Origin of the sequence: Microcystis sp. M53602_WE12, from assembly GCF_030065455.1 — a bacterium.
Lineage (GTDB): Bacteria > Cyanobacteriota > Cyanobacteriia > Cyanobacteriales > Microcystaceae > Microcystis > Microcystis aeruginosa.
The window spans coordinates 1-11,275 of record NZ_JASJFB010000266.1 but is presented as its reverse complement, the minus strand read 5'-3'; the positions used below and the strand labels follow the sequence as shown (position 1 = coordinate 11,275).

The following is an 11,275-nucleotide window of genomic DNA, read 5'->3' as shown; positions in this document are numbered from 1 at the left end:
ATACAAGGTCAACAAAAAGATGTCAAGTTGTATCCTTAACAAGGGAACCGTCAAACTAGGAGCCGTGTGAGGTGAAAGTCTCATGCACGGTTCTGAATGGGAGGGGAGGTCGGTGACGATTTTCTCGACCCCTAATAGTATGACAGCCTTTTTCTGATCAAGACGAAGTGTAACCTAATTGGCTATGGACGACCGACACCTCACACCCCACACCCTGCCCCCAGAAAAAATTTTTTCGGCAAACCCTATTTATCCGGTATTGACCTTGAATAGCCATCGTTGCCCCTTGTTTCCTGTCGAGCGGCGAATGATTAATAATTTCTTTGTAAATTGCCAAACAGATAAAAAATTTCTATGAAAAAACTGGCAAAAATTGGCAAGACCAAAAATGCTGATCAGCTTGGAACAACTGAGATAGAGCATCGTCAATCTGGACATTCAAAATGTCACCAACTTGCCGTGATCCCGATGCTAATAGTCAGAGGGAGACTTGCATAATTTCAAAATCTAAGTTAATCTCTCCTAAAAGTCACCTTTAGGTATTTTGACTAAAAAGAAAGTTGCCTAACTTCTACTCTAGCCTCAAGGCTAATGCTGAAAGCTAGAATCATCGGCTTCATCGACTGGCTCTAGCTAACTCTTTACACCACAGGAGGTCTGTTTGAAAGAGACTTTTATCCCCAACCCCATGACATCCGCTACCCCAGAACAGAATTGCACCGCTGAGTCTAACCGAGTCCGTTACTCAGTTGCTCTACTGGGATTAGCACTCTCTCTGGGAGTACCTAGCCTTCTCAACTCCACCTCGGAATCAGCCCAGGCCGCCAATTCTGTACCCTTAGAATGGGAAGTGATCGACCTGTCCCAAAAAGCCAAGGATGCGGGTAAAAAACTAAAAGAACCGCAAATAATCCAATCCCAAGCACTTGCTACCGTCAAATTCATCGCCACATCAGTGGTTGAGCATCAGGTAAAACCGGGAGAATCCCTGTGGAGTTTAGCCGACACCTATCAAACCACCCCTACAGCGATCGCTAACCGCAATAATCTCCCCCCCCAATCCGATCTGATTATCGGACAAACCTTAAAAATTCCCACTCCTGAGCAGTTGCCCCCGGCAGCCCCGGCAGCAACTCCTGAGCAGTTGGATAGTTCCTCTGCTAGTCTGCGTCAAACCCGTCAACGTCTCCAAGAAAGTTTGGCCGCCCTACGGACCCAGGAAATCCCCCATCAGTCCGATTCCGGGGAAACAGTAATCGTCACCGAAACTACCGCTCTCGTTCCCGATAATTCGCCAACCACTGTCGAGATTCCCGTTATTGCTCCCGAAGAATCGCCCCGACCAACCAGCCAGGTGATCCCGATTCCCGTTCCCACCCCTGAAAGCGATCGCCCGATAGCCACAATTGCCGTTAATCCTCCCTTGACAAGCAGACCGGAAATTCCCAGCGTTGCCCTACGAAATCCGGCTCCTGTGACTGAAATTCCCGCCGTTCCCAATCCTCGGGTCATAGTTCCCCCAGAAAACCAAGTTTATCGGGTTCGGCCAGGGGATACCTTAAACACGATCGCTCGCGCTCTCGGCATCACCCCCGCCGAATTAGCCAGGGAAAACGGCATTGACAACCCCAACCGGATTAAAGTTAATCAAACCCTAGTGATTCCCGACCGCTCTGCCAACGCTAGAGTTAATCAAAATCTTACCCCCTTGGTCGGCGATCGACCGAGATTGTCCTTTAACCCCAGCAATCGACAAAATTTGCCCGCCGCAACCGCCACCACGGAGACGGAAGAATTCCCCGAAAATATCACCGGCAGCTATCGGGAAAGATTGCGCCAAGAGGTGGCTAATCTGCGGGAAACTAACCTTTCGGAAACCCAGAAAAGTATCGCTATTCCCGTCGATAATCCCACAGAAACCCTCGATGAGCCGCAAATAACCCCTAATCCCCAATGGACTGCCCTTCGTTCGCGTTCTAACCAAAGCACCCCCCCACAGATTATCGGTTCGGCTCCTACCAATGTGGAAGAATATAATGACCGCCTACGAATTCCCGTCGGCGAAACCGTAGAACCTTCCCTTCCTCCCCTCGCTAATCCCGATGAGTATTTACCTAATCCCGCCCCCATTTTTACCGGCTTTATCTGGCCCACCAGAGGTGTGTTAACCTCCGGTTTCGGTTGGCGCTGGGGCAGACCTCATCGCGGCATCGATATCGCCGGTCCAGTGGGGACCCCGATTGTGGCGGCGGCCGCCGGTGAAGTAATCGCCTCCGGTTGGAATTCTGGCGGTTATGGCAATCTGGTGAAACTGCGTCACCCCGATGGTAGCGTCACTCTCTATGCCCATAACAGCCGTCTGTTGGTGCGTCGCGGCCAAACTGTTCAGCAAGGCGAGCCAATTGCCCAGATGGGTAGCACCGGTTTTAGCACCGGCCCCCACCTACATTTCGAGGTTCACCCCTCCGGCCAGGGAGCAGTCAATCCCATCGCTTTCCTGCCAGGCAGACGTTAAAGATGCCCAGAAAGGGAAGAAAAAATCTTCCCTTTTTTGCTCTTGTGCAATTGGGTGATTGTGTGTTATGATTGATAACTGTGTAAACAACGGCTTAGTAGCTCAGTTGGTCAGAGCAGGGGACTCATAAGCCCAAGGTCGGCAGTTCAAATCTGCCCTGAGCCATCGGACAAGATCCAAGAAAACCAGCAAGATTATGGTCAGGTGATATCTCTTTCCCTTTTACTTGGGGACGCTCCCTTCGGGTTCTACCTGATAACTTTTTACTGATAACAGCAGCAAGGGAATTCCAAAATTTATTAGCCCAATTGTACTATAAATTTTGCCGATACAGTCACTACCATAATATTCTGGTAGGAGTACCTAGTGGTCAGTGAGTTTATCGAACTGCGTGCGCCCAAAATGTCCTATAGATATTTCGACCAAATTGAGATGCAGTCACGGAAACGAAGCCAAGAGAATGAAAAAACCGGAATTTGAATTTGATCCTAATAAAAGCCAAGCTAACAAAAATAAACATGGTCTAGATTTTGTTGAAGCTCAAGTATTATGGTTAGATTCCCAAAAAGTCGAAATTCCAGCCCGAACAGAAAATGAACCACGATTTGTTGTTATTGGTATAATAGCAGGTAAGCATTGGTCAGCCGTAGTTACCTATCGTCAAACCAAAATCCGTATTATTTCAGTCCGACGCTCTAGACCTGAAGAGGTAGAAATTTATGAAAGCTGAAGATTTTGACCGCAAATTTGATGATGGAGAAAATATCATCGAATACTTGGATTTAACTAAAATTAAACGTTCTAATTCCGAGGAACAAACAATTGCGTTTGAGTTTCCCTCATGGATGGTAGAGGCTCTTGAGCAAGAAAGTCAGCGTCGTGATTTACCGTTACAAGCTATTGTCAAAGACTGGATTGGGGAAAAATTGGCGTTGTCAAATTGAAAGATGATCCGAATCAGCACCGGAACTCAAATTACTTTGACTTGCCCTGAGCCAACTTGCCCTGAGCCAACTTGCCCTGAGCCAAGTCGAAGGAGTTGAAGGGGTCGAAGGGTAGCAAGGATTGCATTGCATCTTTCCTATTCTGATCTGACAACGCCTAATTATCAATCGCTGCACTGTAATCATCGCCAAGCTGATTATTTTTTCCCTTGCAGTAAACCAAAACGAATTAAACCCGACTCGTAACCGCGCCGCATTAACCCTAAAGATAAGGCCCCTTGGATAGTAGTATAACCGCTTGCTAACAAACCTGCGATCGCATCTGTGGTTAGGGCCGAATCAATCACCACATCCCAAAAAGCGGCCACCGATAGGGACCAATCATCGGTTTTTAGGTCTTGAAAGCCAACTTCACAGGCAATATCGGCGTATTCTGGCAAAGAAATCACATATGGCAGACAATAAACCTGATAAATCTCGTTTAATAGTTTAATCTCTCCTTCCGTTAAATTACCAGCCAGGGAAGTGGTCGGACGATGACACCAAGTAGCCATCAAAAAAGTCCCCCCGGGCTGCAAAACCCGATAACATTCCCGCAGAAATTGCCTTTTATCGGGCATATGTTCGCCACTTTCCAAAGACCAGACCAGATCAAAATTATTCTCAGGAAAGGGGGTTTTTAGGGCATCAGCCACAGAAAAACTCACTTGTTCCTCTAAATTAAACTCTTGCGCTCTTTGGCTGGCTCTAGCGGCTTGTACCGGGGATAGAGTAATCCCCACCGCTTGGCTGTGAAATTTTTCGGCCAGATAAAGACTACTGCCACCAATGCCACAACCGACATCGAGAATCTGATTAGCACTGGTGACATTTCCCCAAGTTAATAATTCTTCTATTAAATCAATTTGTGCCTGACGGCGATCGAGTTTAATCTTGCCGCCCCGACCGTAGTAACCATGGTGCATATGTTCGCCCCAAATCCTTTCCCACAGTCCACTAGAGGAGTCATAAAAATCGGCTATTCGTTGATCAAGTTCCATGGTGATTTCCTAGTTAAGAGAGGCACTCTTGCCAGAGATTAGCCAGATATGTTATACCAAATCCTGTTTAAAAAGTACAGCAAAGTGGGAAGTGGCAAGTGGGTTTTCAAAGTTCGATGTGTTTTACTTTATCTTAATATCATTCGATCTTGTTCGACTTTATATTAATATCATAGGTTCCGATTTTTGCAAGAGGTCTTATGATTAAGGCAGGATTAAAACTACTGGCTGTTTTGATTTTTAGTATTTTTAGCTTCAATGGGGCGGTCTTGGCCGAGGAAGCACCCAAGCTATCTGGTTATCAGGCAGATTTAAGCCAAACATCTGTTTCTGGCCTTTCATCAGGGGCTTTCATGACGGCTCAATTCCATGTCGCCTACTCAGATAGACTGGTAGGAGCAGGTATTATTGCTGGCGGTCCTTTTTATTGTGTAGGTTCTTACGAGACGGATCCAGAGCAATTTTTCGAGCAAGCGACATCAACTTGCATGAATCCTCTGACTGAGTCAGTAGGACCGGATGGGAAAAGATTATTTAAAAAAGCTCAAAAACTGGCCAGTGCCAACAAAATTGCCGATCTCAACAACTTAAAAGATGATCGAGTCTATCTATTCAGTGGTTCAAATGATCGCGTAGTTAAAACTGTCGTAGTTGACAAAGTAAAAGATTTTTATCAAGCTGCCGGCTTGCCCTCAGAAAATATTAAATACGACAAGAATATCAATGCCGGTCATGCCATAATTGTCGAGGAGTCTAGGGTGTCATGTTCAGATACTAAGTCACCCTTTATAAACGACTGCGATTTCATGCAATCCCATCGGATTTTAGGGCATATTTATGGCAAGTTGAATCCACCAGTTGACTCTAATAGATTAAGTGGCAAGATTATTCGGTTTGACCAGAACGAGTTTATTGACGGTAAAAAGACGAGTATGAGTCGGGAGGCTTATGTTTATGTACCTGAAGCCTGTAAAAAAGAAAGCTGCAAAGTTCATGTAGCTATTCATGGTTGCAAACAGGGGGCAACGGAAATTGATGATACTTACTACACTAAAACCGGTTACAATGAAATAGCTGATACCAATAGGATAATTGTCCTATATCCCCAGGTTGAACCGTCAGCATCAATCCCTTACAATCCCCAGGGATGCTGGGATTTTTGGGGATATTCTAGTGCAGACCCAGATAATCCTGTCTTTTATACTAGAGAGTCTCCCCAGATGAGGGCAATTGTCGCTATGTTAGAACGGTTGGCCGAACCGCGCCCTCAATAATTTAATCTTTTTGCTGGCACAGACAGAGAAATACATTAAGCAGTTTACGAGGAAACTACCATGCAAAACGAGCTAGTTAAACAGTGGATTGACTCGAACAAATTGGCAATAGAGTCCTTCAAGAATATTACGGCCACTAATGTGAACGCGATGGATGCCATGTTAACAAGTTTTGTTAACCCCAGCGCCTTCGCTGAACTAAGCAAGGGTTATCTAAGCTTGACCAAAGAATTGGGGGAAGTTTATACTGATAGTATTAATGAACTATTTCAAAGCCAACTGAAGCTGGTGAATTTACAGGCAACCTCTGATTCTTTTAAGGACTTGGGTGAAATTTATGTAAGTTCGATGACCAGTCTCGGACTAAAGCAAGCAGAATTGATGCGCCTCTATCTAGAAACTACAGCCAAGTATCTAGAGATCTTAAAGGGCGCTCAAAAAGTAGATGATCTATTCAATGTCCAAACCAGTATTTTTAGCGAACTTCAAGAAAAGTTGCAGGGGAATATGCTCGAAACAATGGGAGTTTTTAACTCTATCAATACTGCTCTGGACAATTGGACTCAAAAAAGCCTTGACGCATTTGCATCTGATGAGAGTTAAAAAAACTTGATCTTGCGGGTTATGTCTTTAGCCAAGTTCTCGGTTTGTTGCCCCAAACATATCCCCAACGGCGGGCAAGTGCCAGCGCCGCCAGATTACCCGTCGGGGTATCGAGGAAGACTGGCGCCTCAGGAGCATCAGCCAACAGGGCTTGTAGCAGCTTGTTATCGCCCTTCCGAAACTCCAGGAAGAGCGATAACCCGAAACTCTCAGCGACGGACAAAACCCTTTAAAGTCTATGGTAGGTAGGGTCAAGAGAATCAAACCCGACAGCAACCCCGAAAATCGTGTCAGAATAGATCATTGTAGTCACTGATGATCTTCGAGAAAAATATTTATATGTTAAGACGGGACAGCTACGATTTAATCATTGTCGGGGGTGGTATAGTCGGAACCACCCTAGCGGTGGCCTTAAAAAATACAGGATTAAATATCGCTATGATCGAGGAACGTCCCCTAGAGGTGGCCGCCTCCCGTCGTCAAGCTTATGCCCTCTCGTTGATGTCGAGCCGCATTTTTACAGGCTTGGGTATCTGGGATAAAATCTCGCCCAGTATCGGTAAATTTCGTCATATTCGCCTTTCTGATGCCGATTACCCGATTTTTGTCCCCTTTGTGGTCGATGAGCTAAAAACCGATTATTTGGGCTATGTGGGCGAACATCAAGTGATTTTAACCGCCCTGCACAATGCTGGCCAAGATTGCGATCGCATTGACTGGTTATCCCCTGCCAAAGTGTTAGAAGTGGAGTACGGAGCAGAAACAGCCACTGTCACCCTGGAAGAAGCCGGTCAAACCCGAAAAATCACCACAAAATTAGTCATCGGGGCCGATGGAGCCAGATCCGCTATCCGGCAAGGGGCGCAAATTAAAACCAAAGGTTGGAAATATTGGCAATCCTGTGTCGCTTTCACCATTAAACATCAACTCGATCGCAACGATACCGCCTTTGAAAGATTTTGGCCCACCGGTCCGATGGGCATTTTACCGCTCCAGGGTAATCGCTGTCAGATCGTTTGGACAAATCCCCATGGGGAAGCGAAAAAACTGCAAGAAATGCCCGAAGCGGAATTTATCAAGAAATTAGAAGCATATACGGGGGGATTACTGGGAAAACTCGAATTAGTTAGCCCCCGCGCTCTCTTTCCCGTACAGTTAATGCAGAGTGATACTTATGTTAAACCCCGACTGGCTTTAATTGGTGATGCCGCTCACTGTTGTCATCCCGTCGGTGGTCAAGGTTTAAATTTAGGCATTCGCGACGCGGCCGCTTTAGCGCAGGTATTAAAGGAAGCAGTGGAAAAGCAAGAAGATATAGGAGCGCTTTCTACCCTAAAATCCTACGAAAAATGGCGTAGATCGGAGAATTTAGCGATTTTAGGCTTCACAGATTTTCTAGATCGCCTGTTCTCCAATAACTGGCCGCCTATCGTTGTCATCCGTCGTCTCGGATTGGCAATGATGCGCGGTTTCCCCCCGTTGAAATTGTTTGCCCTGCAATTAATGACGGGATTAAAAGGACGTATTCCCCAATTAGCTAGATAGCTGGCCGCTAATTCCGGGAATGGGGGAGAAAGGAAGAAAAAAAAAGCTTGCAAAATGCTGCGATTATCGCTATGATGGTTAAGGTTCAATATCGGGGCGTAGCGCAGCTTGGTAGCGCACTACTTTGGGGTAGTAGGGGTCGTGGGTTCGAATCCCGCCGCTCCGATTGCAGAAAAACAGAGAGTTAGGTAGGGATGCAACCAATCCCTACCTTGTCCTGTTTACTCGGAATTCTCTTAATTTATCAGCGTTCCTGATCAAGTTAGTTCACCATTAGAATCACTGCTTTAGTCGAAAATGTCTCATCAAATATCAGCTTACGGTTCCTGGAAATCACCGATTACCTCCGATCTAATTGTGGCAGCATCGATTAGTCTTGGTGGTGTAACCCTAGATGGAGAAGATATTTATTGGTTAGAAGGCAGACCACAGGAAAAGGGGCGAAATGTTTTAGTTAAATTAAACCCCGACGGCACAACTACAGACATCACTCCAGGGCCTTTTAATGTGCGAACTCGTGTCCATGAATACGGGGGAGGTTCCTATCTAATTGTTGCCGGAATTATCTATTTTTGTAATTTTGCTGACCAAAGAATTTATCGCCAAACTGCTGATAGTTTCCCCCAACCTCTAACCCCAGAAAATTCCTGTCGTTATGCGGATTTAATTCTCAATCAATTTGGCAATCGTTTAATCTGTGTTTGTGAAGATCATAGCCAAAAAGATCGAGAACCAGTTAATAGTATTGTCAGCATCGATGTGGATACAGGAAACATAGAAACTTTAGTATCAGGCGATGATTTTTATACCTCTCCTCGCTTAAGTGCCGACGGTTCTCGATTAGCTTGGATTAGTTGGAATCATCCTAATATGCCCTGGGATAGTTCTTTTCTCTGGGTGGCCGATATTAATCATCTTTATTTGAGTAATATTCGGGTCATTGCTGGTGGTGAAAATGAGTCGGTGTGTGAACCGCACTGGTCCGCCGATCAACATTTATATTTTACCAGCGATCGCAATAATTTCTGGAACTTTTATTGCTTTAACTACGATGAACAAATCGAACCAGTTCTCGAACCGATAGAGGCTGAATTTGCCTATCCTCATTGGGTTTTTGGTTTATCTAACTACGGCTTTGCTGGGGAATCAAAGATTATTTGTAGCTATACAAAAGATGGTCGTTGGTATTTAGGAAGTATCGATACTGTTAATCGAGAATTCCAAGAAATTATCACTGCTGATACTAACATTTCTTCCCTACAAGTTAGCGATAACAAAATAGTTTTTATTGGCGGTTCTTTCAAGGAAGTAACGGCGGTTATCTCAGTGGATTTAGCCACAGGAACGAGAGAAGTCCTCAAATCTTCCAGTAATTTAACTATTTCTAGCGATTATTTCTCGATTCCGGAAATGATTGCTTTTCCCACCAGTCAGGGACTAACTGCATCTGCTTGGTATTATCCCCCCAAAAACCCCGATTATACCGCCCCCAATGGCGAATTACCGCCCCTTTTAGTCAAAAGTCACGGTGGACCGACGGCCGCGGCTACCTCTAGTTTAAGTCTGCGAGTGCAATACTGGACCAGTCGCGGCTTTGGCTATCTAGATGTTAATTATGGCGGTAGTACGGGTTATGGTCGTCAATATCGTCAGCGTTTGCTGGGAAATTGGGGAATTGTCGATGTGGAAGACTGCATCAACGGGGCAAAATATTTGGTTAATCAGGGATTAGTCGATGGGGAAAGATTGGCAATTTCCGGAGGCAGCGCCGGCGGTTATACAACTTTAGCGGCCTTAACTTTTCATGATACTTTTAAAGCAGGAGCTAGTTATTACGGAGTTAGTGATTTAGAGGTTTTAGCCACCGATACCCATAAATTCGAGTCGAGATATTTAGATAAATTGGTGGGACTTTATCCTGAAGAAAAGGAAATTTACTATCAGCGATCGCCTATTCATTTTACCAGTCAGTTATCCTGTCCAGTGATCTTTTTCCAAGGTTTAGAAGACCGAGTGGTTCCACCCAATCAAGCGGAAATGATGGTACAAGCTTTAAAAGCAAAAGGTTTACCCGTCGCTTACGTTCCCTTTGCGGGAGAACAACATGGATTTCGTCAAGCTGAATCGATAAAACGAGCATTAGATGCAGAATTTTATTTTTATTCCCGTCTCTTTGGTTTTACTCCTGCTGATAATTTAGAACCCGTAGAAATTAAGTAGTCGTGCCAAATTAATTTCCTAGGTTCGAGAGGCGCTGAGGCCAATTCAAGTCTGAATTGCATCACTGTCTGAGGTGAATTACCATTGTTGCACAAGTAATACTAAATCCGTTGAGCATATGCTACTTATGAAGACAGGCAACAGGCAAAAGGCAAAACCCCCCCAACCCCCCTGTCCCCACGAAAAACTTTTTGCCGCAAACCCTAACTACTTCTATTAAGCTCGCTTATTAAGCTGATGTGGAGATGCTTAAAAGGCGCATCTCGCTTTTCAAAATAAGTTTTTGGACAATTCACAGTAAATATCTACAGATTTGACCGTTGGGCGGGTCTAGGCTTAACCATAGTCTCTGTATCGGTTTCAGGCTTTTCTTCTCCTTTTAACTCTCTTAGATTGATGAAAGAGAGATAAGTTGTGTTGAGAAATGTGTAGAGTTGCGGCCGACCCTTGACTGGAACCTAAGCTCTCGTGATAACTTGTATAGGAGTTGTCGACAAGACACCATCAGCTAGACAGACCTTTCCAGTTTCTCTATGTTTCATCCTAACCAATCGGAAACCCGTGAAGATATCCGCGAGTATGTAGCTCAACTACAGCTTCACATGGCTTTACAAGCTCGTAATCTCGTGCCTAGTCTGACTAATACTAGCGATAGTCGCGAGAAACTGCTGCAGGATACCCAAGCAACCATCGAAAAAATCGTTTCCCGTCATTTCTAGTTGACCGATTTTACGCAAGTAATCTCTTTGAACCAAGAATCCCCGTCGCTTTAGTGCGGGGATTGTCAACGCCCTAGGATTAAGGGGGGATCAAGGTAGGGTTGATTCATGAATCAACCCTACTATGAATCAACCCCCCGACGTCGGGGGGGTTGCCTTTTGCCTCTCCTCATAACTAGCCTTTACTCAACGGATTTAGTATAATATCATCGGTAATGGTAACGATAATTCTTTGCAGCTTCGCACCTTGAAACTCGTAAGGAATCTCGTGTTTATCAGCAATTCCAAATTCAAACGGTAGTGTAGGATACAGAATTGATTTCGCTTCTGTCCCTCAAAATAGAGTGAACGAGTTGCCCATTGGGTTTTGCAGGAATGGAAGTCCAAGATTTGAGTTTTATAGGGATGCTGAGCT

The 11,275-nt window shown here is 45.1% G+C and carries 9 protein-coding genes and 2 tRNA genes; 10 read left to right on the top strand and 1 reads right to left on the bottom strand.

The genetic code is table 11. The features are described 5' to 3' along the window. The first annotated feature begins 688 nt into the window (after nt 1–688). The 4 genes from PX482_RS09750 to brnA all read left to right on the top strand — a co-directional run bounded on the left by PX482_RS09750 (nt 689) and on the right by brnA (nt 3,459). The gene (locus tag PX482_RS09750; protein WP_288122371.1) at nt 689–2,515 is read left to right on the top strand and encodes a peptidoglycan DD-metalloendopeptidase family protein; all 1,827 of its coding nucleotides are present in this window, start codon (nt 689–691) and stop codon (nt 2,513–2,515) included. A gap of 91 nt (nt 2,516–2,606) precedes the next feature. After that, nucleotides 2,607–2,680, top strand: a tRNA-Met gene (locus PX482_RS09745). Nucleotides 2,681–2,975: 295 nt separating this feature from the next. Continuing rightward, the gene (locus tag PX482_RS09740; RefSeq protein WP_002759054.1) at nt 2,976–3,245 is read left to right on the top strand and encodes a BrnT family toxin; all 270 of its coding nucleotides are present in this window, start codon (nt 2,976–2,978) and stop codon (nt 3,243–3,245) included. After that, entirely contained in the window at nt 3,235–3,459 is a 225-nt protein-coding gene (brnA, locus tag PX482_RS09735) for a type II toxin-antitoxin system BrnA family antitoxin (protein WP_002759052.1), read from the top strand. The genes PX482_RS09740 and brnA overlap by 11 nt, the downstream gene beginning before the upstream one ends. 197 nt (nt 3,460–3,656) lie before the next feature. On the opposite strand, the gene PX482_RS09730 is transcribed toward brnA, so the two are convergent. Next, nucleotides 3,657–4,499, bottom strand: coding sequence for a methyltransferase domain-containing protein (locus PX482_RS09730; protein ID WP_288095727.1), 843 nt, complete (start codon nt 4,497–4,499; stop codon nt 3,657–3,659). A 200-nt stretch (nt 4,500–4,699) separates the two neighbouring features. On the opposite strand from PX482_RS09730, the gene PX482_RS09725 reads away from it, so the two are divergent. The 6 genes from PX482_RS09725 (at nt 4,700) to PX482_RS09700 (ending at nt 10,860) form a co-directional block, all read left to right on the top strand. After that, nucleotides 4,700–5,773, top strand: coding sequence for an extracellular catalytic domain type 2 short-chain-length polyhydroxyalkanoate depolymerase (locus PX482_RS09725; RefSeq protein ID WP_002759047.1), 1,074 nt, complete (start codon nt 4,700–4,702; stop codon nt 5,771–5,773). Between the two features lie 60 nt (nt 5,774–5,833). Beyond that, nucleotides 5,834–6,376 (top strand): phasin family protein, encoded by a 543-nt coding sequence (locus PX482_RS09720; protein WP_002759045.1) that lies wholly within the window; start codon nt 5,834–5,836, stop codon nt 6,374–6,376. 339 nt (nt 6,377–6,715) lie between these two features. Further along, complete coding sequence (locus PX482_RS09715) at nt 6,716–7,921, top strand: FAD-dependent hydroxylase (RefSeq protein WP_288095732.1); 1,206 nt, start codon at nt 6,716–6,718, stop codon at nt 7,919–7,921. Between the two features lie 92 nt (nt 7,922–8,013). Further along, nucleotides 8,014–8,087 (top strand) — tRNA-Pro (locus PX482_RS09710). Between the two features lie 131 nt (nt 8,088–8,218). Next, entirely contained in the window at nt 8,219–10,141 is a 1,923-nt protein-coding gene (locus PX482_RS09705) for a S9 family peptidase (RefSeq protein WP_288023186.1), read from the top strand. 533 nt (nt 10,142–10,674) lie between these two features. Then, nucleotides 10,675–10,860 carry a hypothetical protein gene (locus PX482_RS09700; protein WP_002759041.1) on the top strand — a complete coding sequence of 62 codons (186 nt, stop codon included), beginning with the start codon at nt 10,675–10,677 and terminating at the stop codon, nt 10,858–10,860. Nucleotides 10,861–11,275: the final 415 nt, after the last annotated feature.

Coding starts and splice junctions, on each gene's coding strand:
- PX482_RS09750 (WP_288122371.1), top strand. CDS start 689: ATGACATCCGCTACCCCAGAACAGAATTGCACCGCTGAGTCTAACCGA.
- PX482_RS09740 (WP_002759054.1), top strand. CDS start 2,976: ATGAAAAAACCGGAATTTGAATTTGATCCTAATAAAAGCCAAGCTAAC.
- PX482_RS09730 (WP_288095727.1), bottom strand. CDS start 4,499: ATGGAACTTGATCAACGAATAGCCGATTTTTATGACTCCTCTAGTGGA.
- PX482_RS09720 (WP_002759045.1), top strand. CDS start 5,834: ATGCAAAACGAGCTAGTTAAACAGTGGATTGACTCGAACAAATTGGCA.
- PX482_RS09700 (WP_002759041.1), top strand. CDS start 10,675: ATGTTTCATCCTAACCAATCGGAAACCCGTGAAGATATCCGCGAGTAT.
- PX482_RS09715 (WP_288095732.1), top strand. CDS start 6,716: ATGTTAAGACGGGACAGCTACGATTTAATCATTGTCGGGGGTGGTATA.
- PX482_RS09725 (WP_002759047.1), top strand. CDS start 4,700: ATGATTAAGGCAGGATTAAAACTACTGGCTGTTTTGATTTTTAGTATT.
- brnA (WP_002759052.1), top strand. CDS start 3,235: ATGAAAGCTGAAGATTTTGACCGCAAATTTGATGATGGAGAAAATATC.
- PX482_RS09705 (WP_288023186.1), top strand. CDS start 8,219: ATGTCTCATCAAATATCAGCTTACGGTTCCTGGAAATCACCGATTACC.